The sequence below is a fragment of the Methylosinus sp. LW3 genome (genome assembly GCF_000527115.1).
GTDB lineage: Bacteria > Pseudomonadota > Alphaproteobacteria > Rhizobiales > Beijerinckiaceae > Methylosinus.
In genome coordinates this window covers 208,348-232,294 of the sequence record NZ_AZUO01000004.1, presented here as the reverse complement: position 1 = coordinate 232,294, position 23,947 = coordinate 208,348, and the positions used below count along the sequence as shown (strand labels likewise).

General features: G+C 66.3%; 15 protein-coding genes and 1 pseudogene. 15 read left to right on the top strand and 1 reads right to left on the bottom strand.

The window, feature by feature from the left end; translation table 11 throughout:
* Positions 1-90: 90 nt before the first annotated feature.
* A pseudogene (gene istA / locus METLW3_RS0123800) lies at positions 91-743 on the bottom strand (IS21 family transposase); the annotation flags it as partial.
* Here istA and METLW3_RS27220 point away from each other — a divergent pair.
* The 15 genes from METLW3_RS27220 (at position 742) to METLW3_RS0123725 (ending at position 23,928) form a co-directional block, all read left to right on the top strand.
* Positions 742-1,026 carry a hypothetical protein gene (locus METLW3_RS27220; RefSeq protein WP_051465624.1) on the top strand — a complete coding sequence of 95 codons (285 nt, stop codon included), beginning with the start codon at positions 742-744 and terminating at the stop codon, positions 1,024-1,026. The pseudogene istA and the gene METLW3_RS27220 sit on opposite strands and share 2 nt — an antisense overlap.
* A gap of 15 nt (positions 1,027-1,041) precedes the next feature.
* Positions 1,042-1,794 carry a HAMP domain-containing sensor histidine kinase gene (locus METLW3_RS26525; protein ID WP_198022897.1) on the top strand — a complete coding sequence of 251 codons (753 nt, stop codon included), beginning with the start codon at positions 1,042-1,044 and terminating at the stop codon, positions 1,792-1,794.
* 525 nt (positions 1,795-2,319) lie between these two features.
* The gene (locus tag METLW3_RS0123790) at positions 2,320-4,593 is read left to right on the top strand and encodes a TonB-dependent siderophore receptor (RefSeq protein WP_024882224.1); all 2,274 of its coding nucleotides are present in this window, start codon (positions 2,320-2,322) and stop codon (positions 4,591-4,593) included.
* Between the two features lie 10 nt (positions 4,594-4,603).
* Positions 4,604-4,867 carry a hypothetical protein gene (locus METLW3_RS0123785; RefSeq protein WP_024882223.1) on the top strand — a complete coding sequence of 88 codons (264 nt, stop codon included), beginning with the start codon at positions 4,604-4,606 and terminating at the stop codon, positions 4,865-4,867.
* A gap of 2 nt (positions 4,868-4,869) precedes the next feature.
* Positions 4,870-5,154 (top strand): hypothetical protein, encoded by a 285-nt coding sequence (locus METLW3_RS0123780; RefSeq protein ID WP_024882222.1) that lies wholly within the window; start codon positions 4,870-4,872, stop codon positions 5,152-5,154.
* 9 nt (positions 5,155-5,163) lie between these two features.
* Positions 5,164-6,825: a PepSY-associated TM helix domain-containing protein gene (locus METLW3_RS0123775; RefSeq protein ID WP_024882221.1), complete on the top strand. Its 1,662-nt coding sequence runs from the start codon at positions 5,164-5,166 to the stop codon at positions 6,823-6,825.
* A complete protein-coding gene (locus METLW3_RS0123770; protein ID WP_024882220.1) occupies positions 6,818-7,027 on the top strand; it encodes an MbtH family protein in 210 nt (69 codons plus the stop codon). The genes METLW3_RS0123775 and METLW3_RS0123770 overlap by 8 nt, the downstream gene beginning before the upstream one ends.
* 56 nt (positions 7,028-7,083) lie before the next feature.
* Positions 7,084-14,265, top strand: a complete 7,182-nt coding sequence (locus METLW3_RS0123765) for a non-ribosomal peptide synthetase (protein ID WP_245267498.1) — start codon at positions 7,084-7,086, stop codon at positions 14,263-14,265.
* A gap of 47 nt (positions 14,266-14,312) precedes the next feature.
* Positions 14,313-15,608, top strand: coding sequence for an enterobactin transporter EntS (gene entS, locus METLW3_RS0123760; RefSeq protein ID WP_024882218.1), 1,296 nt, complete (start codon positions 14,313-14,315; stop codon positions 15,606-15,608).
* A gap of 122 nt (positions 15,609-15,730) precedes the next feature.
* Entirely contained in the window at positions 15,731-16,918 is a 1,188-nt protein-coding gene (locus METLW3_RS0123755) for an isochorismate synthase (protein ID WP_024882217.1), read from the top strand.
* Positions 16,915-18,531 (top strand): (2,3-dihydroxybenzoyl)adenylate synthase, encoded by a 1,617-nt coding sequence (locus METLW3_RS0123750; protein WP_024882216.1) that lies wholly within the window; start codon positions 16,915-16,917, stop codon positions 18,529-18,531. The genes METLW3_RS0123755 and METLW3_RS0123750 overlap by 4 nt, the downstream gene beginning before the upstream one ends.
* Positions 18,532-18,551: 20 nt before the next feature.
* A complete protein-coding gene (locus METLW3_RS0123745; protein WP_024882215.1) occupies positions 18,552-19,421 on the top strand; it encodes an isochorismatase family protein in 870 nt (289 codons plus the stop codon).
* Positions 19,422-19,449: 28 nt separating this feature from the next.
* Complete coding sequence (dhbA, locus tag METLW3_RS0123740) at positions 19,450-20,220, top strand: 2,3-dihydro-2,3-dihydroxybenzoate dehydrogenase (protein WP_024882214.1); 771 nt, start codon at positions 19,450-19,452, stop codon at positions 20,218-20,220.
* 763 nt (positions 20,221-20,983) lie between these two features.
* Positions 20,984-22,585 carry an efflux transporter outer membrane subunit gene (locus tag METLW3_RS0123730; protein ID WP_051465613.1) on the top strand — a complete coding sequence of 534 codons (1,602 nt, stop codon included), beginning with the start codon at positions 20,984-20,986 and terminating at the stop codon, positions 22,583-22,585.
* Between the two features lie 2 nt (positions 22,586-22,587).
* Positions 22,588-23,928, top strand: a complete 1,341-nt coding sequence (locus METLW3_RS0123725) for an efflux RND transporter periplasmic adaptor subunit (protein WP_024882211.1) — start codon at positions 22,588-22,590, stop codon at positions 23,926-23,928.
* Positions 23,929-23,947: the final 19 nt, after the last annotated feature.

The window sequence follows — 23,947 nt, the reverse complement described above, 5'->3', positions numbered from 1 at the left end:
CTCGGGTTGCGCGCGACGCTTTTCGCTCCACTGGCGATCTGCGTAGGCCTGGTGTCTTTCGGGGCCATCGCCAGCGAGGATGTTCCCTATGAAGCGGGCGTTGACCTGGCGTTTTTGCCACGCCCGATCTTGTCGATCGCGGTGCGCATGTTGTCATAGACACCTCGCCGGGGCGCGCCGCCCAGCACGCGGAAGGCGTGGTTGTGGGCGTCGAACAGCATCTCATGCGTCTGCTGCGGGTAGGCGCGGAGGAAGAATGCGCGGCTGTAGGAGAGCTTGAACTGGGCGACCTGCAACTTGGTCCGCTCGCCCGCGATGATCGCCCAATCCTCCGACCAGTCGAACTGGAACGCCTCGCCGGGCAGAAACGTCAGCGGCACGAACGCGCCGCGCACGCAGGTCTGCTGCTCCCGATGCCGCGCCGCCTTCCACTCGCGCGCGAAGGCCGCCACGCGATTGTAGGAACCGTCGTAGCCGAGGGCGACCAGATCCGCATGCAACTGCTTGACCGTCCGCTTCTGCTTGCGCGATTTTGCGGCCTCCTGACGCAGCATGTGCGCCAGCTTATCGGCGAACGGGTCGAGCCGGCTCGGTCGATCGGGCGTGGCGAACCGCGGCTCGACGCTGTCCGAACGCAGGTATTTGCGCATGGTATTGCGTGACAGCCCCGTGCGTCGCGCAATCTCCCGGATCGAGAACTCCTGCCGATATCGCCAGCGTCGGATGACGCTCAATAACTCCATGTCGATCACTCCCAGGTCCCCCGCGACGGTCGAGGGGGAAAGGGTCGAACATGGGTCAGTTCTCGGTGGAAAAACTCGTGCTGCCTGGGTCAGCTCTCAATGGAAATCAACAGATATTTATGATTACGCGCTCGAGGACCTCAGTTGGACGCCTCCTTATCTCGTGATGGCGGTATTGATGAGCGCCGCAGCGGCATGGATCGCGGTCCGCTGGAGTCTGCATCTATTGCGCGTCATCGCCGCCCAGGCGGCTCGCATCGACATGGACTCTTTGCATCGGTGATTGTCGCTCGCTGGCGTGTCCACGGAGATTGGGCCGCTGGTCGAGGCCGTGAATGGCGCGCTTTCGCGTCTCGACGCCGGTGTCGAGCGGCATCGCCGATTCACCGCCAATGCGGCGCATGAACTTCGCACGCCGGTGACCATCCTCGGCGCGCGTCTCGATGCGCCCGAGGAGCCGAGCTTCAAGACCGATCTGAGGCGCGATCATCGTCGCATTCGTAATATCGTCGAGCAGTTGCTCGTGACTGCGCGGCTCGGCGGGCGAAGGGCGCGCCTCGATGAGACGGTCGATCTCGCCGCTCTGGCGCGTGCGACAATCGCCGACTCGGCCTTGCTCGCGGTGCGATCGAAGCGCCAGACCGTGCTGGAGGCGCCGGATGCGCTCGTTGTCGTGCGGGGCAGTCGCACCGCGCTCGAATCCGTGATCGTCAATCTCACCGATAATGCGCTGCGGGCCGAGCCCGAAGGAGGAACGGTGATATTCCGAATTTTTGACGATGCGTCGATCTGGATTGTGGACCACGGCGATGGCGTGGAAGAGGAGGATCGACGCGCGATTTTCGAGCCATTCTGGAGTAAATCCGACTCCACGCCGGGGGCAGGCCTCGGCTTCGCGATCGCTGAAGAGCTGATTCAGGCGCATTGCTGCCGCATTTGGATGGAGCCCACGGAGGGGGGCGGAGCGACCTTCAAAATATCGTTCGATTCATGCGGCGCTCAGGATGACGAGGCCCGGAACAAAGACGGCGCTCTGAAGATCGTTGGATAGATCAACTACCGGTTTCGACGTTCGGTCGCTCGACGCCGAGAGGATGTCGTGCGTCGTCGTGATCGCCTCTGCCGCTTCCGGCTTTGTGGGCTATCAGGAGGCGCGATGAGCGCCTCGAGGATCGATGCAGCCGGTGGGGCTTGCTCGATCGGGATCTCGCCGACCTCCTGACTGCTAAGTCGGTCGCGGCGGGGATTTTCCGGGCCGCCACGAGAGACGCTGGCGAGTCGCGTCGCAGACGCCTGCCGAGCTCGAGGATTGCGATTGTTTGGAAGCATAACAATTCCACTTTTAGCTACCGATACAGCATACGGTGTTGTTTTATATATATAAATCGCTATTTGCAAATGTTTCAATATAGGCGTCGCCGCGATTGACCTTCTATGCCGCAGTTAATACTATAAATATAGTAGCAATATATGAGCAAAAAAGGTATATATCGAAATGCGCAGCCCTCGCTTGCCCCGGACATCAAGTCGGTCTCAAGTAAAAACGTGGCCTGATAGCCGTATAGATGGGGGCAGATTGCTGGGCGCCGCCGCGCTTCTGCTTCTCGGCGCCGATGGCTCCGCACATGCGGAGCCGGGCGTCACGTCTTTGCCTGCTGTTGCAGTCGATGCGCCCAAAGAGAAGCCGCGGCCGGTCGTTCGCCAGAGCGCGGCCGCCGCGCATGTCGGGCGAGCGCGAGCACGTGCTGCGACAACGCCCGCGCAGAGGCGCGCGCCTTCGCCTTCCGTCGGCGCGACGCTATCTGCGGCGCCAGTGCTGGTTCCGGCTCCATCGCAAGCCGAGCTCGGCAATCTGCCGAAGGAATTTGCCGGCGGTCAGGCGGCGCGCGGCGCGCGTCTCGGCATGCTCGGCAATCGCGATTTTCTCGACACGCCCTTCAATGTGACGAGCTACACGTCGAAGCTCATCGAGAACCAGCAGGCGCGCACGCTCTCCGACGTGCTCGAGAATGATCCTTCCGTGCGCTTCACCGTCTCCTCCGGTCAGGTCCGCGAGAATTTCCGTATCCGCGGCTTTTCCGTTCTCGTCAGCGAGACGGCGCTCAACGGACTCTATGGCGTCGCGCCGGACGGCCGCGTGCCGACAGAGTTTCTCGAGCGCGTCGAAGTGCTGAAGGGGCCGGCTGCGCTGTTGAGCGGCATGGCTCCTTATGGCGCCGTCGGCGGATCGATCAATCTCGTCACCAAGCAGGCCGGCGACACGCCTGTGACGAGCGTCACCGCCGATTATACGTCGAACTCGCAATTCGGAACGCATATCGATGTCGGCAGGCGCTTCGGCCAGGACAACGCCTTCGGCGTTCGCTTCAATGGCGCCTATCGCGGCGGCGACACGACGCTCGATTATCAATCGCGCGAACGTGGGCTCGAGGCGCTCGCGCTGGACTATCGCGGCGAGAAGCTGCGCATCGCGCTCGACGCCTATTTCAACCAGGAGATCGCGCGCGGCGGCGTGCCGATGATGGCGAGCTTCACCGGAACCGGCGTCGCCGCCGCGCCGGATTCCAGCAACAATATTTTCCGCGGTCTCTCTGGTCGAATGAACAATTCCGGCGCCATGGGGCGCGTGGAATATGATCTCGCCGACAATGTCACTCTGTTCGCGAGCGCCGGCGCGATCGACGCGCGCTTCAACGGGCTGACGAACTCGACCGTCGCGACCAATGTCAATGTCCTCGGCCGCTACAGCGGAACCTCGATCGATCTGCGCGGCTATACCGACACGATTTCGTTTCAAGGCGGCCTGCGCGCCGACTTCCGCACTTTCGAAATCGGCCATCGATTGTCCTTGAGCGCGGCCAATCTCGAATCGAAGATCGGCTCGGCCTTTCAGCGCAGCTCGGCCTATGTGTCGAGCATCTACTTCCCCGTCACGCCGCTCATCGCGCGCGATCCGGGAGAAGCGCCGAAGTCGACCGATACGACGCTCTCGAGCATCGCCCTCGCCGATACGCTCTCCGCCTTCGACGATCGGGCGCAACTCATTCTCGGCCTCCGCGCGCAGCGTGTTCAGACGAAGAGCTACAATACGACGACGGGCGCCGAGACGACCTACTACGACGAGAGCGCGGTGACGCCCGCTTTCGGCCTCATCGTCAAGCCTTTGCCGATATCCATGTCGCTCTACGCCAATTATATCGAGGGCCTGACCCAGGGCGAGCGCGTCACCGATACGGCGGCGGCGAATTATAATCAGATGTTTCCGCCCTATAAGTCGCGACAGATCGAGACGGGCGTCAAATGGGACGCCGGATCGATCGCCAACACGCTGAGCTTCTACGAGATCGAGAAGCCGAGCCTCATCAAGAGCGGCAATGTCTACAATTCCGACGGACGCCAGAAAAACCAAGGCATAGAGTGGAACGTGTTCGGCGAGATCGTCGAGGGCGTGCGCATTCTCGGCGGCGCGGCCTATACGATCGGCGTGCTCACCAAGACGGCGAATGGCCAGCTCGACGGAAAGACTGCCTATGGCACGCCGAAATGGCAGGTCAATCTCGGCGGCGAATGGGATACGCCCTTTGTTCCCGGGCTCACGCTCGAAGGACGCGTCGTCTATACGAGCGCGCAATTCGTCAACTCCGCCAACACGCAGAAAATTCCCGAATGGGCGCGCCTCGACGCGGGCCTGCGCTATTCGACGCAGCTCTTCGACAAGAAGGTCACCTTCCGCGCCAATGCGAATAATCTGCTCGATCACAATTATTGGGCGGGATCCTATTTCGCGGACGGCATCGTCATTTTGAGCTCGCCGCGAACGGTTCTCCTATCCGCGACCGTCGATTTTTGAGGAGAGAGAAATGCCGGCGGCGCTCCTCCATTCATCGGCTTTCGCCCTCGTCGTCGCCGGCGCAGCTTGTCTCTATCTCGCCTCGCCGCGCCAATCGCTTTTGCGCCTTCGGTGGCGGAAGGCAGGCCTCTTTGCCGCGGCCTTTCTTCTCGCTGCTTGGATGGTCTGGCGGATTCGTCTCGAATCCTCGACCGCCTTCTTCGCGACGCTCGCCGCGCTGATGCCGCTGCTGATCGCACTGCCGAGCCTCGTCGCGCTGAGAGGGAGGAAATAGGCATGGCCGAGTTTCGCTCCGATTGGCTGAGCAAAAGCATCGCCGGCTCTTTGCTCGGCTTCACATTGGCGGTCGCTCTCGCCGGCCTCTTCGCCGTCGCCGGCCCCGGAGGCCTCGAGGCGCGCAACAAATATCAATTCGTCATGTGGCTCGTCGCGCCGATCTGGCTCGGCGTCGCGAGTTTCGTCTTTCTGTTTCGCAGCGGACGCGCAGCGTTTCTGTGGCTCGGCGGCGCCAATCTTCTCGCCTTCGGCGGACTCTATCTCTGTCGGCGACTTTTGTACTGAGGACGAGACATGCGCGGCGAGATCTTGCGGCTCTACAAGAGCGTTCACACATGGACCGGCATCGTGACCGGCATGCTGCTCTTCGTCTGCTTCTACGCCGGCGCGCTCACCATCTTCGCGGAGCCGCTCGCTCATTGGGCTTCGCCGCCGACCCGCGGCACCATTTCGACCGAGGACGCCGATCGCCTCATCGAGAAGACATTGGCGGCGCGGCCCGAGGCGGCCAAAGACTTCACGCTTCGTCTGGCGACGGCCAACGAGCCGGCCCGTCTGACTTGGCGCAAGAGCCGCAGCGACGATGTCGTCTGGTCGGCGACGCTCGGCGCGGATGGCGAATTGCGCATCGAGCGCTCGAACGCTTTTGGCGTCGGCGCCTTTGTGGACATGATCCATCGGACCGCCGGCCTTCCTCTCGATCGCGAAACGGGAACGACAGTGATGGGCGTCGTGAGCGCCGTCTACGCCGTCGCGCTCGTCTCGGGTCTCATCCTGGTTCTCCCCTCGCTAGCCAAGGATTTTCTGGCGCTACGACTCACCGCGAATTTGAAGCGAATGTGGCTCGATGCGCATAATCTCGTCGGCGTCGCGAGCTTCCCCTTCCATCTCGTCATCGCGTTGACGGCGGTCGTGTTCGGTCTGCACGAGCCGATCTATGACGCTTTGGATCATGTCGTCTATGACGGCAGGCTGCCGACGATCATGCGCGCGACCGGCCCTTTCGGAGGCGCAAAGCGCGACGAGCAGAAGGCGCCGATGAAGAAGGTCGTGGAATTGGCCGCGGCCGTCGAAGCCGTCTCGCCGCAGTTCTCGCCGATCAGCCTGCATTATCGCGATGCGGATACGCGTGGCGCGTTCGTGCGCGTCGTCGGAGAGGATCAGCGCTTTCTGTCGCGCGGCGGCGGCTTCGCCGTCGTGCGTGGCGCGACTGGGGAACTCGTCAATGTCGACTATCTTCCCGAGAAGCAGAGCGGCTGGACGGCCGCCGTGTCGCCATTCTTCGCGCTGCATTTCGGCAGCTATGGCGGCGAGCCCGTGCGCTGGGCCTATTTCTTTCTCGGTCTCGCCGGCGCCTTCCTGTTCTATTCCGGCAATCTCTTGTGGATCGAATCGCGTCGGCGGACCGCGCGCCGCCATGGGGAGCAGGTCGTGCAGACGACGGCCTCGCGCCTCATGGCGGCGGCGTCGATCGGCGTGTGTTTGGGATGCGTCTGCGCGCTCTCTTTCGCCATCGTCGCCACCAAATGGCTCTATGGCCATGTCGAGGACGTCGAGGCGTGGCGTCATGGGATTTATCACGCCGTCTTCTTCGGCGCTCTCGCCTTCGCGTTTCTGCGCGGCGCGGCGCGCGCTGGAATCGAGCTGGCCTATGTCGCGGCGGTCGGCGCTCTCTCGCTTCCCATCACCAGCGCGGTCGCTCTGGCGGCGCCCGGCCTCGGGCCTTGGGCGGCGGCCGATCCGATCAGCGTCGGCGTCGATATCGTCGCTTTGGGCGCAGCGCTCTGCTTTGCGGCTCTGGCGCGCGTGACGGCGCGCCGCGCCGAGCTGGGGCCGACAGACAGCGTCTGGTCGACGCGTCGGCAGGAGCTGGCCCCAGGCGCCCGGATTCCAGTTTCTTCGAGCAGATGCGCCGCTGCGGTCGGCGCCGGTGAAGGAGACGACATCCATGGATGACGCGCAGATCAATCCATTCGACGACGAGCGGCTGAGCTTCGTCGTTCTCGTCAACGCACGCGCGCAATACAGCCTGTGGCCGGATTTTTCCGCCGATCCGAAAGGATGGCGCCGTGTCTTCGGTCCGGGAACGCGCCTGCAATGCATGCAATATGTCGACGATCATTGGATCGACATGCGTCCGCGCGCAGAGGCCGGCTGACGCGCCTTTTCGCGCCTGTTTTGCTTCGTGACGTTTCGATTTTCAAAGGACAGATCGTGCTCGCAGACATCGCTCCAGAGCGGCCGCTCGCGGCTGCGCAGACGCTTCCGCTCGTCGCGGCGCAGCCCGGCATATGGATGGCGGAGCAGCTCGCCGCCGCCTCCAACGTTTATGTCGTCGCGCAATATGTCGAGCTGAAGGGCAGGCTGGACGTCGCCTGCTTCAGCGCCGCGGTCCGTCTCGGGCTCGCGGAGGCCGATCTCGTCCATGCGCGCTTCGTCGAGACGGAGGAGGGGCCTGCGCAGCTCGTGCCGAACAATGTGCAGCCGGCCGATCTGCCGGAGCCGGAGCTCGTCGATCTGACAGGCGAAGCCGATCCGGTCGGCGCCGCGCGGCGCCTGATGCGCGACGATCTGGAGACGCCTCGGACGCTCGCGGGCGAAGCGCCGCTCTACCGGCACATGTTGTTTCGTCTCGGCGCGGAGGGGTCGGCGGCCGGCGGCGGCGAACGCTGGTTCTGGTTTCAGCGCTATCACCATCTTTCGGTCGATGGATATGGCTTCACGGCGATAGCGCGACGCGTGAGCGAAATCTACACCGCGCTGCGCCGCGGGCTGGCGCCGTCTCCTTCGCCTTTCGTTTCCTTCGCCGAGGTGGTGAAGGAATATGCGGCCTATGACGGCTCGCCGGCGCAAACCGCCGATCGGCGATTTTGGGCAGAGCATGCGCGCGATCTGCCGCAGGCTGTCACTCTGTCGTCGCGGCGCGCGCCGGCGGACGGAAAATTCACGCTCCCCTTGCGCGAGCGGATCGTGCTCGATGCGCAAACGACCGCACTTCTGTCCGCACATGCGACGGCCGGGCGCGTTTCTGTCGGCGTGATGGCGATGGCTGCGGTCGCCCTCTATCTGCGCCGCATGACCGGCGCGGCGCGTCTCTCGGTGGGGGCGCATTTCATGCGGCGCATGGGCTCGGTCGCATTGCATGCGATCGGGCCGGTGGTGAATGTCCTGCCGCTGCAGATCGCGATAGACGCGGAAATGTGCTTCTTCGATGTCGCGGGCGCGCTGGGGCGCGAATTGGACATGGTGCGTCGCCGTCAGCGATATGAGGCCGAGCTGCTGCGGCGCGATCTCGGCTTCCTCGCCTCTGGACGCGCGCTCCATGGGCCGCTGCTGAATTTCAAAATGTTCGACTATCGCCTCGACTTCGCGGGTGTCGAAGGGATCACGCATCAGCTCGCTTCCGGCCCGGTCGAGGATATCGAATTCGACGTCTATCTCGCCGAGCGCGAGCTCATCGTCGATCTCGTCGCCAATGGCGCGCGTTACGGGGAGCGCGAGCTCGAGCTGCATGCACGGCGACTCGCGCGCTTCGCACGTCGGCTCGCCGAAAGCCCGCAGACTCCGATCGGCGAAATCGCGCTCATGACGGAGAGCGAAACGGCGCTGATCGCAGCGGCCAATGACACGCGGCGCGTCATTCCGCCGCTTTCTGTGTGCGACCTCTTGCACGCGCAGGCCGAGCGCACGCCGGACGCGCCTGCATTGATCGATCGCCGATATAGGCTGGCCTATCGCGAGATGCGCGGCCAGGTCGCGCGGCTGGCGCGGGAGCTGGCCGCGGCGGGAGTGGTTCGCGGTGATGGCGTCGCGGTGGCGCTTCCGCGCTCGGTCCATCTGAGCCTGGCGCTGATGGCGGCGCTCGAGGCCGGCGCCGCCTATCTGCCGCTCGACACGAGCTATCCAGACGAGCGGCTCGCTTACATGGTCGAGGATGCGGCGCCGCGGCTCATCGTCACCAATAGCGCGCTGCGCGGGCGCTTCGACACGATGGCTCCCGTGCTGATCTTCGACGCGCTGGCCGTCATCGAAGCGGATGCGCCGCCTGCGCGCGTCGCGTCGCCGTCGCCAGAAGATGCAGCCTATGTCATCTATACGTCGGGCTCGACGGGGAGGCCGAAGGGCGTCGTCGTGCCGCATGGGGCGGTGGTCAATCTCCTGCTCTGGCTGCAGCACGAATATCGCCTCGCCAGCGATGACGTCGTGCTGCAGAAGACGCCTTGCAGCTTCGATGTCTCGGTCGGCGAATTCTTCTGGCCGCTGACGTCCGGCGCGCGCCTCGTGATGGCGCCGCCGGACGTCGATCGCGATCCGGCGGAACTGCTGCGCGTCATTCGCGAGCATGGCGTCACCACGCTGAATTTCGTGCCCTCGCTGCTCTCGGCTTTCCTATCTGCCGTGCGGATGACGCCGCACGCCGAGCCGGAAAAGACCGCGCTGCGGCGCGTCTTCTGCATCGGCGAGCCGCTGTCGCGCGAGCTCGCCGAAGCTTTCGAGCGGACCTACGGCGCGCCGCTGCACAATGTCTACGGCCCGACCGAGGCGACGGTGGAGGTCACTTATCAGCCGGCTTTCGGCGCGGCGCTGGCGACGGCGGAAGGCGTTGGCGTGCCGGTCGGACGCCCGCTCTGGAATTGCGGCTTGCGCGTGCTGGACGCGCGGCTGCGTCCCGTCCCGATCGGCGTCGCCGGCGATCTCTATCTGACCGGCGCGCAGCTCGCCCAATATTATTGGCGGCGGCCGGCGCTCACGGCGAGCCGTTTCGTCGCCGATCCAGAGGGCGACGGCGAACGAATGTATCGCACCGGCGACATCGCTCGTTGGCTGCCGAGCGGCGTTCTCGATTTTCTCGGCCGCAATGACGATCAGCTCAAAATCCGCGGCCAGCGCATCGAATTGGGCGAAATCGAGAGCGCGCTCCTCGAGCAGCCCGGCGTCGGCGGGGCGGCGGCGGTCGCGCGGCTCTTCGGCGCGGGCGCGGCGGAGGGCGACGCGCGCCAGATCGTCGCCTATGTGACGCCGGATGCGCCGGAAGGCGCGCTCGATCCGGAGGCGCTGCGCGCCGCTCTGGCGCGTCGCCTGCCGGCTTATATGACGCCGGTCGCCATCATCGTGCTCGAGGCCTTCCCGCTCGGCGCGAGCGGCAAGCTCGATCGGAAGGCGCTGCCCGATCCGTCCGTGGACGCGTCGCCCGCGCGCCCGCCCGCGCCCGGACTGGAGACGCTGCTCGCGGAAATACTCGTCGAGGTCCTGCGCCTCGAGACGGTCGGCGCGCAGGATGATTTCTTCTTTCTCGGCGGCGACAGCATTTCCGCCATCGGCCTCTGCGCTGCGCTGCGCAAGCGCGGATATAGGCTGCGGCCGCGCGATGTTTTCGAGCTGCGTAGCGTCGCCGGAATGGCGGCCGTGCTGCGCCGAGCCGAGGAAGGCGCATCGATGCGCCTCGACGACGGCGTCGACGCCGCGACGGTCGAGGCGCTGCGGGCGCGCCATGGGGCAATAGCGGCCGTTCTGCCGGCGCTGCCGCTGCAAGAGGGGTTGCTGTTCCATGCCGGGCTCGGGGAGAGCGCGAGCCGCTACAACGCCGTCTCGCGGTTCACTCTCGACGGGCCGCTCGACATGGGTCGGCTGCGCGACGCGCTCGAGGCGCTGTTGCGCCGCCATCCGCAGCTCGCGGCGATTTTCGACGTCGAGCAGGGCAAAGCGTTCCAAATTCTGCCGCTCGTCGAGGGGCCGCAGGCGCCGCGCCGCTGGCCTTGGAGCGAGCGGCGGCTGGCGGACGTCGGTCCGCAGGAGCAGGCCGCCGCGCTCGAGAAAATCGAGCGCGAGGAACTGGCCCGCGACCTTCTGGCCGAGAGCGGCGGCCGCCGCATGCTGGCGCGCGCCGTGCTGGTTCGGCTGGCGGAAGAGCGCCATGCGCTTCTCCTCGTCTGCCATCATCTCATCGGCGACGGCTGGTCCTCCGGCGTGATGCTGCGCGATCTTCTCGACGCCTACGCCGGCGCCGCGCTCGCGCCGATCCTTCCCGACTATTCGAGCGTCGTCCGCCGCCTCGCCGCGCGCGATCCGGAGCCCGCCCGCGCCGCATGGCGGGAGGCGCTCGCCGGCGCCGCGCCGACCTTGCTGTTCGATCCCGCCGCCGCATTCGGCGAGACACGCGAATTGCCGCTCGCTCTGCGGCCTGGTCTGGCGAAGGAGCTGGAGGCGTTCGGACGCCGGCGCGGATCGACCCTCGCCACTCTCCTGCAGGGCGTTTTTGCAGCCTTTCTCGGCGCGATGACGGGTCGCAGCGACGTCGTTTTCGGCGCGCCGGTTTCCGGCCGCTCGGAGGCGGAGGCCGGGCTCGACGCGCATATCGGGCTCTTCACCAACACGCTGCCCGTGCGCGTGCGCCTGCGGCCCGATCAGCCGCTCGCCGTGCAGCTCGCCGAGCTTCAGAGCCGGCAGATCGCCCTCATGGAGCATGACGGGCTCGGCCTCGGCGAGATCCAGCGCCTCGCCGGCGCCTCGACGCTGTTCGACACTCTGCTCGTCGTCGAGAATTATCCGGATGACGCGCGGCTCTACGCCGAGGAATTCGCGGGCCTGCGCCTCGTCGGCGCGCGCAATCGCAGCTACGCGCATTATCCGCTGACGCTGATGGCGCTGCCCGGCCGCGAATTGGAGCTGCGGCTCGAATATCGCGAGGGAGTCGCCGAGCCGGAGCGTCTCGGCCGCCGCATCGTCCAGCTGCTCGAGCAGCTCGTCGATGCGCTGGAAACGCCTCTCGCGTCGCTCAGCCCGCTCACGCTGGACGAGCGCGAGACGATCGCGGCCGTCAATGACACCCGCGTCGAGACGCCGACGGCGACGCTCTGCAGCTTGCTCGAGGAGCAGGCGCTGCGTACGCCCGACGCGCTTGCGCTGATCGACGCCGATCATGAGCTGAGCTATGCACAGCTCCGTCGGCAGGTCGCGCGATTGGCGCGCGCGCTCGCCGAGGCCGGGGTTGGCCGCGGCGATCTCGTCGCGGTGGCTTTGCCGCGCTCGGCGCGGCTCTCCATCGCGCTGATGGCGGCGCAGCAGGCCGGCGCGGCCTATCTGCCGCTCGACACGAGCTATCCCGACGAGCGTCTCCACTTCATGGTCGAGGATGGAGCGCCGCGCCTCATCATCACGGACGAGGCGTCGCGACGCCGGTTCGAGTGGCTCGCGCCGCTGCTCGCCTTCGACCGCTCGCCGCAGATCGGCGAAGCGGAGGAGGCGGGCTTCGCCTCTCCCGCCACGCCCGACGATCCGGCCTATGTGATCTACACTTCCGGCTCGACGGGCCGGCCGAAGGGCGTCGTCGTCTCGCATCGCGCCATCGTCAACCGCCTGTTGTGGATGCAGCACGAATATGGCCTCGGCGCGGGCGACGTCGTGCTGCAGAAAACACCGTCGAGCTTCGACGTCTCGGTCTGGGAATTCTTCTGGCCGCTGATGGCCGGGGTCGCTCTGGTCATGGCGCCGCCAGAGGCGCATCGTGATCCGGCGGAGATTTTGCGGCTCATCCGCGCGCATCGGGTCACCACGCTGCATTTCGTCCCCTCCATGCTCGCCGCCTTCGTGGCGGCGACCGACGCCGCGCGCGCCGCCGAGGCCGAGAGTCTGCGCCGCGTGTTCTGCAGCGGCGAGGCGCTGTCGCGCGAGCTGGCGGAGGACTTCGAGGCGCTGTTCGGCGCGCCGCTGCACAATCTCTACGGGCCGACCGAGGCCGCCGTGGATGTGACCTATCAGCCGGCCTTCGGCGCGGCCCTCGCGGGCCTCGAGACGACGGGCGTTCCGATCGGCCGACCCGTTTGGAACACGGGCGTGCGCGTGCTCGACTCCTGGCTGCGGGAGACGCCGATCGGCGTCGCCGGCGATCTCTATCTGACCGGCGTCCAGCTCGCCGATGGCTATCTGCGACGGCCGTCGCTGACGGCGAGCCGCTTCGTCGCCGATCCGCAGGCCGTGGGCGAGCGAATGTATCGCACCGGGGATATCGTCCGCCGGCGGCCGGACGGCGCGCTCGATTATCTCGGTCGCGGCGACGATCAGATCAAGATTCGCGGTCAGCGCATCGAGCTCGGCGAGATCGAGAGCGTCCTCGCCGAGCAGCCCGGCGTGGAACAGGCGGCGGTCGTCGCGCGAGCCTCCGCGGCGGGCGGCCTCGCCGGCACCGATGAGCGGCGGCTCGTCGGCTATGTGGTCGCGGGCGTCGAGATCGACGTCGAGGCGCTGCGCCGCGCTGTGGCGCAGAGGCTTCCGGCGCATATGACGCCGACGGCTATTGTGCGCTTGCCGGAATTTCCGCTCTCCGCCAGCGGCAAGCTCGATCGCAAGGCGCTGCCGGAGCCGGAGGCCGCGCCGCGCCGCGACGGCCGCAAGCCGACGCCCGGCGTCGAGATCGCGCTCGCCGATCTCTTCGCCCGCGCGCTCGGCGTCGACCAGCTCGACGCGGACGATGATTTCTTCGCGCTCGGCGGCCATTCGCTGCTGGCGATGCGCCTCGCCGCGGATATTCAGCGCGAGATGAAGGTCTCTGTTTCCGTCGGCCAGCTGATGGCCGCGCCGAGCGTCGAGAGCCTGGCGCGCGAATTATTCGCGGAGCGGCGCGAGGAGGATCGCCGCGCCGGCTTCGCCGAGACGCTGTGTCTGCGCGCGGGCGAGGGGCCACCGCTCGTCTGCATCCATCCGGCCTCGGGCTTCTCCTGGCAGTTCGGCGTGCTGACGCGCTATCTGCGCAGCGATTGGCCGGTGATCGCGCTGCAATCGCCGCGGCCTTCGGGACCGATCGCCTCCTGCCGTAATATGGAGGAGGTCTGCGACCGGCATCTCGCGACGCTGCGCGAGATTCAGCCGCATGGTCCCTATCGGCTGCTCGGCTATTCGCTCGGCGGCGTCGTGGCGCAGGCCATTGCGGCGCGTCTTTCGGCCGAAGGGGAGGAGATCGCCTTTCTCGGCCTGCTCGACACCTATCCTTCGGAAATCCAGGATTGGAGCAAGCCGCTCGACGCGGCTGGCGAAGAGGAGATCGAGCGCGAGAAGGCGCTGTTCATGGACGCTTCGCAAGAGGCGCTCGATTCGACGCTCGCGCGTGAGAAGGCCGAGATGTTCGGCCATATCATGGCCAATTACGAGGACTCGGTCCGGCTGCTCGCCTCCGCGAGGACCCCTCGCTACGAGGGCGAAGCGACGCTCTTCGTCGCGCTGCGCACTCTGCCGGAGGGCATGGACGTCGAGGAGACCTGGCGGCCCTATGTCGGCGCGCTGAAATTCGTCGCCTTCGATTGTCCGCATACCGAAATCATCTCGCCGCGCATGCTGCGGGAGCTCGGCCCCGCGCTGAACGAGATTCTCGTCGCGATCGACGCGAAGCGAGGTCTCAAATGAGCGCTCTCGCACGCTTCTTCTGCCGATTCTCCAGCGATCGGACCAACATGACCCAACCTCGCATTTTGACCGATTTCAGCCTGCTGCGAGACAATCGCGATTTCCGCGCGGTGTTCGTGGCGCGGACGCTGTCGCTGTTCGCGCTCGGCCTGCTCACCGTCGCGGTTCCCGTGCAGGCGCTGCAGCTGACCGGCTCACCCGCCGCCGCCGGATTCGTCGTCGCTTTCGGCGGCGGTGCGGCCTTCGTCGGCCTCCTCACCGGCGGGGTGCTGGCGGATCGCCACGACCGCCGCAAGCTCATCCTCTTCGCGCGCGGAACCTGCGGCCTCGGCTTTGTCGCGCTCGCCCTCAACGGGCTTGCGGCCGCGCCCTCGCTCGCCGTCATCTATGCGCTCGCGGCCTGGGACGGCTTCTTCAGCGCATTGGGGGTGACGGCGCTGCTCGCCGCGACGCCGGCCATCGTCGGGCGCGAAAATCTCGCGGCCGCCGGCGCGCTCAACATGATCGCCATGCGGCTCGGCGGCGTCGCCTCGCCGGCGCTCGGCGGGCTGCTCATCATATCGGCGGGTGTCGGCTGGACCTACGCCTGCGCCGCGGCCGGCGTGCTGGCGACGCTGGCGCCGCTGCTGCGCCTGCCGCCGCTGCCGCCCAAGTCGCTGCCGTTGATGGGCGCGAGCCCGGAGACGCCAGCGCGCGCGCTGCTGTCGGGCGTGCGCTATCTTTTCGAAAATCGCATCGTCGGCGCCGTGGTCGCGGTGGGAACGCTGGCGAGCCTCGCCGGCGGCGTGCGCGTGCTGTTTCCGGCGCTCGCGAGCGCCTATGGGAACGGCCCGGCCGATGCGGGGCTCATGTATTCCGCCGTTCCGCTCGGCGCGATGCTCGGCGCGACGACGAGCGGCTTCGTCGCGCGCCTCGCGCGTCCAGGCCTCGCTCTGCTCGCCTGCGCCGCGGCCGCATTCGCGGCGCTGGCCGCGCTCGGCGCCGCCGGCGGACTGGTCCCGGCGCTGCTCGTCCTCGTCGTCTACGGCTATCTCGGCTCCATCGTCTCGCTGCTGCAATTCACGCTGGTGCAGAAGAACACGCCGGACCAGCTGCGTGGGCGCGTCAATGGACTCTGGACCGCGCAATTCATCGTCGGCGACGCGCTCGGCGCCCTCCTTCTCGGCCTGCTCGGGGGAATTCTTCCGCCCGCGCCGGCGGTGGGCGCCTTTGGCCTCGCCGCTCTTTTCTCCTTCTTGCCGATGGCGGCGGCCTTTGGCGCGTTGCGCCGATCGCCGGCCGAACCCGCCGCCGAAGGCGTGGCGATCGAAAAGGAAAAGCAGAGCCTCGCGCCCTCCGGCTGAGGCGCGACGCCCAGAACAAAAGAGGGACCGCTTTCTTCCCAAACGCGACGGCGTGCGCCGCCGCGGCCGGGACCGCGCGTCCCGCTCGACCGATTTTCATTCGTCCACAAAGGAGCGTTCCGATGGACGCGATTGTCGCAGAAAGGCCTTCCAGAGAGATTTCGGCGCAGGCTGAAAAGCCGTCGTTTCTGTTCAGCTCGCCCCATTTCGCCATAGAGGCCTATGGCGTTTTCGAGCGAATACGCACGCCCGCGGTCGGCGGCGGGGGCGCAGACAGCGTTCTGCAGGCGGCGGTCGACGCTGCGCTGGCGAGAGCGCGTCGCGCGGGACAGGATCATCCGATCGTCGTCGGCGCGATCCCCTTCGACTCGCGTCAGCCCTCCTTCCTCTTCGCGCCGAAGACGCATCGCATCAGCGCGCCGCGCATGGCGACGAGCGCGCCAGAGGCGAAGGCCAGTGTTCCCGCGCTCTGGTATCGCAGCGTGCCGGGCCAGAGCGGATTCGAGGAGGCCGTCGCCCAGGCCGTCGCCAATTTTCGCGACGGCCATGCGCGCAAGGCGGTGCTGTCGCGCATTCTCGAGATCGAATTCGCCGAGCGCGTCGACGCCGTCGCGATTCTCGAAATTCTGCGGCGCCAGAATCCCGCCGGCTATCATTTCCACGCGCCGCTGCCCGATGGCGGCGTTCTGCTCGGCGCGAGCCCCGAGCTGCTCATCCGCAAGATCGGCGGCTCCATCCGCTCCAATCCATTGGCGGGCTCGGCGAAGCGCGTCGCAGAGCCGGACGAGGACGCGCGCATCGGGCGCCGTCTCCTGCAATCGAGCAAGGACAATTTCGAGCACAGGCTCGTGATCGACGAAATCCGCCGTCTGCTCGAGCCCTTATGCGCCGAGCTGCGCATCCCGGACGAGCCGGCGCTGATGAACACGCCGACCATGTGGCACCTCTCGACCTCCATCTCCGGCGAGCTCGCCGACGGACGTCTCTCCGCGCTGCAGCTCGCGAGCCTGCTGCATCCGACGCCGGCCATATGTGGGTCGCCGACCGCGCAGGCGCGCATGCTGATCGAGCGGCTGGAGCCTTTCGATCGCGGATTCTTCGCCGGAATCGTCGGCTGGTGCGATGAGAGCGGCGACGGCGAATGGGCGATCGCCATTCGTTGCGGCACGGTGAACGAGATGGTCGTGCGCCTGTTCGCCGGAGCGGGGATCGTCGAGGCCTCCGACCCGCGCGCCGAATGGGCGGAGACCGAAGCCAAGCTCACCACCATGCTGCGCGCTTTCGGCGTCGAGCGGGGGATCGCGCAATGAGCGTCGACTTCACTCCCTGGCCCGAAGATCTCGCGCGCCGCTATCGCGAGAAGGGCTATTGGCGCGGCGAGCCTCTGACCGCTCTCCTCGCGAAGCGGCTGGAGATCGCCCCCGACGCCACGGCGATCATCTGCGGCGAGCGCCGCTTCAGCTATGCCGAGCTCGACGCCTGGTCGACGAGCCTCGCCATAGGTTTCTCGCGCCAGGGCCTGCGCGCGGGGGATACGGCGCTCGTTCAGCTCCCGAATGTCGCGGAATTCTATGCGGTGCTCTTCGCTCTGCTGAAAATCGGCGTTGCGCCGGTCAATGCGCTGTTCAGCCATAATCGCCTCGAGCTGTCGGCCTATGCGGATCAGATACGCCCCGCGCTGCTCATCGCCTGCGCGCGGCATCCGCTATTCGCCAATGGCGCTTATGTCGAAGCCTTGCAGATCGCTATTCCGGCGCTGCGCGTCGTGCAGATTCTCGGCGAGACGTCTTATGCAGAAAGCCTCGCGCCTTTCGCTGAGCGTCGCTACGACGTCTCGGCGCGAGAGCTGCGCGGCTCCACGCCGCAAGAGGTCGCCCTTCTGCAATTGTCGGGCGGCAGCACGGGAACGCCAAAGCTCATTCCGCGCACGCATGACGATTATTATTACAGCCTGCGCCGCAGCGCGGAGATCTGCGGCTTGACCGAGAACAGCCGCTATCTCTGCGCGCTGCCGGCGCCGCATAATTTTCCGCTCAGCTCGCCGGGCGCGCTCGGCGTGTTTCACATGGGCGGAACGGTCGTGCTGGCGCCGGACCCGAGCCCGTCCGTCTGCTTCGATCTCATCCGCCGCCATGGCGTCGACATCGCCGCCGTGGCGCCGCCGATCGCCATGCTCTGGCTGGAGGCCGCGGCCGACGAGGCGCCGCTTTCGAGCCTGCGCCTATTGCAGGTCGGCGGCGCGCGGCTCGGCGAAACGGTCGCACGGCGCATTCCCGCGACGCTCGGCTGCCGCTTGCAGCAAGTGTTCGGCATGGCCGAAGGGCTGGTGAACTATACGCGCCTCGATGATGACGAGGAGACGATCTTCACGACGCAGGGACGGCCTATGTGCGAGGACGATGAGGTGAAGATCGTCGATGCGCAGGGGGCGCCGGTCGGCGTCGGCGAGATCGGCGAATTGCTCACGCGCGGACCCTATACATTCCGCGGCTATCATCGCGCCGCCGAGGAGAACGCGCGCGCCTTCGACGCCGAGGGCTTCTATCGCTCCGGCGATCTCGTGCGCCTGACGGAGACGGGACATATTCAAGTCGTCGGGCGCAAGAAGGATCAGATCAACCGCGGCGGCGAGAAATTCGCGGCGGAGGAGCTCGAGAATCTGCTGCTGACGCACGCCCAAGTCGCCGACGCCGCGCTGGTCGCGACGCCCGACGCGCTGATGGGCGAGAAGAGCTGCGCCTGCGTCGTGGCGCGCGGCGACGTGCGGCCGCTCGCATTGCGCAAGCATTTGCGCGCGCTCGGCGTTGCGGAATTCAAGCTGCCGGACCGATTCGAATTTCTCGAGCGGCTGCCGGTCACGGCCGCCGGCAAGATCGACAAGCGCGCCTTGCGCGATCTCGTCTCGAGCAGACCCGCTTCCTGATGCGTGGAGAGGAAACGACAATGGCCATTCCCCGGCTTCCGACCTATTCGCTGCCGCGGCCCGAGGATTTTCCGAAGAACAAGGTCGGCTGGACTTTCGCGCCCGAGCGCGCCGTGCTGCTCATTCACGACATGCAGGATTATTTCCTGCATTTCTTCGGCGAGGAGAGCCCGCTTGTCACGCAGCTCGTCGCCAATGTCGCGGCGCTGCGCGCCTTCTGCAAGTCGCGCAGCGTTCCAATCGTCTACACGGCCCAGCCGATCGATCAGAGCCCGAAGGATCGCGGCCTGCTGAACGATATGTGGGGGCCGGGGCTGAACGCGCATCCGCAGCTGAAGGACATAGCCGCCGCGCTGGCGCCTGAAAGCGACGACACTGTGCTCGTCAAATGGCGTTACAGCGCGTTTCAGCGTTCGCCGCTCGAAGCGATGATGAGAGAGTGGGGGCGCGATCAGCTCGTGATCTGCGGCGTCTATGGGCATATCGGATGCCTGACGACGGCGCTCGATTCCTTCATGCGCGATTTCGAGACCTTCGTCGTCGGCGACGCCATCGCCGATTTCTCGCCCGAAGACCACGACATGACCTTGCGTTATGTCGCCGGCCGCTGCGGCGTCGTCGTCGCCGCGGATGCGCTGATCGGCGCACCGGCGCCGCGCCTCACGCGCGCGCAAGTCGAGGCGCGCGTGCGAACGCTCATCTCGCTCGACGGAGAGATTTTCGATCCCGACGAGAATCTCATGAATTACGGGCTCGATTCCATTCGCGTCATGACGCTGGTGACAGAGTGGCGCAAGCTCGGCGTCGAGATCGGCTTCGTCGATCTCGTCGACAATCCGACGCTCGACGGCTGGTGGGCGCTGATCGAGCGCAAGCTCACGGCGGCGTGATCATTCTCGTCACGAAAGGAGGGACGAGATGAATTCTGCGCAGAGCTTGCAGATGGGTTTCGACGGCAAGAGCGTCTGGGTGACGGGCGCGGGGCAGGGGATCGGCCTTTGCGCCGCGACGACATTCGTCGCGCTCGGCGCGAATGTCGTCGGGCTGGACAAAGCGTTCGCCGACGCGCGCTATCCCTTTCGCACGCTCGTCGTCGATATCGCCGATCACGCGCAGGCGGAGCGCGCCTGCGCGCATCTGCTGGACGAATCGGGACGGCTGGATGTGCTCGTCAACGCGGCGGGAATTCTGCGTCTCGGCGCCACGGAGGAGGTGAGCCTCGAGGATTGGCGCGCCTCTTTCGACGTCAATGTCTCGGGCGCTTTTCATCTGCTCCGCAACACGATCGCTCAGTTCAAGCGCCAGCGCTCCGGCGCCGTGGTGACGGTCGGCTCCAATGCGGCGCATGTTCCGCGCCTGTCGATGGCGGCCTATTGCGCCTCCAAGGCTGCGCTCGCCAGCCTGACGCATTGCGTCGCGCTGGAGCTGGCGCCCTATGGGGTGCGATGCAATCTCGTCTCTCCCGGCTCGACCGACACGCCCATGCAGCGCGCCATGTGGCGCGCGCCGGACGCCGAGCAGCGCGTCATCGCCGGCTCTCCGGAGGCGTTCAAGCTCGGCGTTCCGCTCGGCAAGATCGCGACGCCGCAGGAGATCGCCAATGTCATCGCCTTTCTGGCGTCGGATCTCGCGAGCCATATCGTCATGCAGGACATTGTCGTCGACGGCGGCGCCATACTGACGGCCTAGAGTGTTTTCGAACGAAGTGGGGCGGTTCGCGTGAAGAAAACACGACCGAACAAGGAGATATAGAGTCGCTTCCTCTATCGAGGCGGCCTCGATTCCGCGAAGGCAATTTATGTCTATCGCGTGTCTCGCATGGCCCGACGCTCGCGTCTGTGCGGCCGTCTACTGGTCTGCGCGACGAAATTGCAGGCGACGCCCGCGCCAAAAAGCTCGCGAAACATTTGCGGTCCCTTCTTCCGCGCCGCGCGCCGAATTGGCGTCGAGCGCGGCTGGCGTCAGAAAGCTCGGCGCCTTGCCCTGCTGCAGCCAGCGCCCAGGCTCTTCGCCACCGAAAAGGCCCCTTCGCCTCCCGAACCAGCCGAACAGCCTCTTGCTCGACCCCGAGCGCGCATCGGCGCTGTCATGCCGAGCGGCCGCGTCCGGGCGCAGCTGATGGACGCGGCGCTGGCCCAGCGGCTGTTCGCGGAACCCGGCGCCGAGCCTCGGAGCGGGGCGGTCTATCGAACCGGCGCGAAGCCAGTCCAATCGACAAGCGCAAATTCCGACGCCCGAACTCGATTTTTGCGGGCTGTCCAGCCATGAGACGGGATCGAAACGCCTGGAATCCCGGGGCGCTCGAATCATGTCCGCGCAAGACGGAGGGAAAGCGCGAAACCGGTCTGTGGATAAATTAAGTAATTTTAACTCGACCGTCCCTGTGGTCCTGTCTAGCTTCTGGCGGCGTGTTCAGGGGACGAAGGGCGGGTCGTCGGTGATCGAGTCGAGGATGAATTGGCGATCGACGCGATCGGTCGAGAGCGGCGTCAATGCGCTCTCCCCTCCGAAATGTCGAACGGCGCAGCGCCTGCGACGTCTCGCGGGCGCGGGCGCCGCCGGAGCGTTGATCGCCTCGCTCGCGGGATGCATGGCGGGGCCGGATTATGCGCCGCCGACGGACGTCGCTCCCGTCAAATTCAAAGAGAGCGATCGAAAGAGCACGGCCGCCGGCGCGCGTGAGCGCTGGAAGCCGATCTCGCCGCTCGACATCGCCGATCGCGGCGACTGGTGGCTCGTCTTCCAGGACGAGGATCTCACCAAGCTCGTCGCGCAGGTCGAAATCTCCAATCAGACGGTGGCGGCCGCCGCCGCGGCTTACGATCAGTCGCGTCAGCTCGTGCGGGAAGGCCAGGCCGGCCTCTTTCCGACGGTGACGACCGGCTACACGCCATCGAGAAGCCGCTCCGTCTCGAGCGGCTCGGTCGTCTATTCGAGCAATGTGTCGGTCGCGACCAATCTCGATTGGGAGATCGACGTCTGGGGCCGCATTCGCCGCACTGTGGAGGCCGACGCCGCCGCGGCGCAGGTCAGCGCCGCCGATCTCGCCAATGCGAAGCTTTCTGCGCAAATCCAGCTCGCCGTCGCCTATTTCAGCCTTCGCACTTCCGACGAGCTGCTGGCCTCGATCGAGAGCACGCTCGTGCTGTTTCGGCGCACGCGCGACATTCTGAAGAACCAATATACGATCGGCACCACCTCGCGCGCGGATTTCGTCACCGCCGACAATCAGGTGCTGTCGACCGAGGCGACCGCGATCAATGTCGGATTGCAGCGCGCGCAATATGAGCATGCGATCGCGGTTCTGATCGGGCGTAGCCCGTCGGAGCTTTCGATTCGCAAGCGCCGCTGGTCGGGCAAGACGCCGCCCGTCGCGCCCGCGGGCCTGCCCTCGGAGCTGCTGGAGCGCCGACCCGACATCGCTGCGGCGGAGCGGCGGCTGCAGCAGCAAAATGCGCTGATCGGCGTCGCGATCGCCAATTTCTATCCGCGCGTGAGCCTGTCTCCGGCGCTCGATTTCGCGGCCGCCAAGCCCTGGCCGGTGACGGCCGCGCATGAGGCCTGGTCGCTGGCCGGAAGCGCCACGCAGACTTTGTTCGACGGCGGCCTGCTCGACGCGCAGCGCAAGGCGGCCGAAGCGTCCTATCGTCAGGCGGTCGCGACCTATCGTCAGACCGTGCTCACCGCCTTTCAGCAGGTCGAGGACGATCTCGCGTCGATCCGCGCGCTCTCCGCGCAAGTCAAGCGACTGGATAAGGCGGTCGCCGAGGCGCGCGAGGCGGTCGACGTCTATTTCAACCAATATCGGGTCGGCACGGTCGCCTTCACATCGGTCGTCACCGCGCAGGCGACGCTGCTCTCCGGCATCGAATCGGCGTTGACGGCGCGGCAGAATCTGTTCGTCGCGACCGTCAATCTGATCGGGGCGCTCGGCGGCGGATGGGACGCCTCGCGTCTGCCCGCCATCGACGCGCTCTCCGCGATCGAGCCGCCGCTCCCGGTTCCCGCGAGCGCGCTTCCGGCCGCATTCGAGACCGCGCAGTCAGCGAGATGAAAATGGACGAGAAAGCTCTTCCCCTCGAGTCCGACGCGGCGCCGTCCGGCAGACGCAAGACCGCGAGTCTCGCCGGGCTCGCCGCCTTGCGTCGTTCGCGGATCTTTTATGGCGTAGCGGCATTGCTCGTCGTCGCGGCGTGCTACGCCGCCTATCGTGTAATCGGGACGAAGGAGTCGCCGCCGCCGCGGGCCGCGCGGCGCGCCCTCGGCGGACCGCAGCCGGTCGCCGTGGCCGATGCGGCGCGTCTCGATGTGAAGATCGTTCGCCATGGCCTCCTCGGAACTGTGACGCCGATCGCCAATGTCTCCGTCAAGACGCAGCTCAGCGGCTATCTGACCGACATAGGCTTCAAGGAAGGCCAGCTCGTTCAAAAAGGCGATTTTCTCGCGCAGATCGATCCGCGGCCCTATGAGGCGTCGAAGGCGCAATATGAGGGGCAGCTGCTCCGCGATCAGGGCCTCCTCGATCAGGCGCGCGACGATCTGCGCCGCTATCAATCGCTGAAGAAGCTCGATTCGATCGCGCGCCAGCAGGCCGACAATCAGAACTGGATCGTCAAGCAATATGAAGGCAGCGTCAAGGCAGATCAGGCTCTGGTCGATAATCAGAGCTTGAATTTGACCTATGCGCGCATCGTCTCGCCGATCCGCGGCCGCGTCGGCTTGAGGAAGATCGACGCGGGCAGCTATGTGTCGACGGGCGACGCCATCGCCCTCGTCGCGCAGATCGATCCGATCTCGGTGATCTTCGGCGTTCCCGAAGATTATATTCCGGAGATCGCGAGCGCGCAGAAGAAGCGCGGCGCGCTCGAGGTGACAGTCTTCGACCGCTCCGACACCAAGCAGATCGCGGTGGGGCGGCTGCAAACGCTCGACAATTCGATCGATACGACGACCGGAATGGTCAGCGGCCGCGCCGAGCTCGAGAACGCCGATGAAAAGCTCTATCCCAATCAATTCGTCAATGTTCACTTGCTGGTCGATATTCACGAGAAGGCGCTGGTCGTTCCGAAGACGGCGATCCGATCGGGCGCCTCCGGCCTCTTCGTCTATAAGGTAACGGATCAAAATCGCGTCGTGATGCAGCAGATCACGCCGTCCGCCGGCGAGCATTACGACGATTTCGCCGGATACAACAACGGCATGGTCGAGATCGCGCAAGGGCTGACCGAGGGCGAGCGCGTCGTCACCGACGGAGCCGATCGTCTGCGTGACGGCGCGGAGGTCAGGATCGTCGCCGGCGGCGACGGCGGGGCCGCGCCACCGCCAGAGAAGCGCCGTTCCGACCCAGAACGCGCGCGCGAGCGCCGCCCGCCGCGGCCGCCGTCGGAGACGCAGTGAGCGCGCTTCGACGCGCATC

Excerpts from the sequence above, each read along its gene's own strand:
- METLW3_RS0123770 (WP_024882220.1), top strand. The coding sequence starts at position 6,818 with ATGGATGACGCGCAGATCAATCCATTCGACGACGAGCGGCTGAGCTTC.
- METLW3_RS0123775 (WP_024882221.1), top strand. The coding sequence starts at position 5,164 with ATGCGCGGCGAGATCTTGCGGCTCTACAAGAGCGTTCACACATGGACC.
- METLW3_RS0123785 (WP_024882223.1), top strand. The coding sequence starts at position 4,604 with ATGCCGGCGGCGCTCCTCCATTCATCGGCTTTCGCCCTCGTCGTCGCC.
- dhbA (WP_024882214.1), top strand. The coding sequence starts at position 19,450 with ATGAATTCTGCGCAGAGCTTGCAGATGGGTTTCGACGGCAAGAGCGTC.
- entS (WP_024882218.1), top strand. The coding sequence starts at position 14,313 with ATGACCCAACCTCGCATTTTGACCGATTTCAGCCTGCTGCGAGACAAT.
- METLW3_RS0123755 (WP_024882217.1), top strand. The coding sequence starts at position 15,731 with ATGGACGCGATTGTCGCAGAAAGGCCTTCCAGAGAGATTTCGGCGCAG.
- METLW3_RS27220 (WP_051465624.1), top strand. The coding sequence starts at position 742 with ATGTCGATCACTCCCAGGTCCCCCGCGACGGTCGAGGGGGAAAGGGTC.
- METLW3_RS0123730 (WP_051465613.1), top strand. The coding sequence starts at position 20,984 with ATGAATTGGCGATCGACGCGATCGGTCGAGAGCGGCGTCAATGCGCTC.
- METLW3_RS0123780 (WP_024882222.1), top strand. The coding sequence starts at position 4,870 with ATGGCCGAGTTTCGCTCCGATTGGCTGAGCAAAAGCATCGCCGGCTCT.
- METLW3_RS0123745 (WP_024882215.1), top strand. The coding sequence starts at position 18,552 with ATGGCCATTCCCCGGCTTCCGACCTATTCGCTGCCGCGGCCCGAGGAT.
- METLW3_RS0123750 (WP_024882216.1), top strand. The coding sequence starts at position 16,915 with ATGAGCGTCGACTTCACTCCCTGGCCCGAAGATCTCGCGCGCCGCTAT.
- METLW3_RS0123725 (WP_024882211.1), top strand. The coding sequence starts at position 22,588 with ATGGACGAGAAAGCTCTTCCCCTCGAGTCCGACGCGGCGCCGTCCGGC.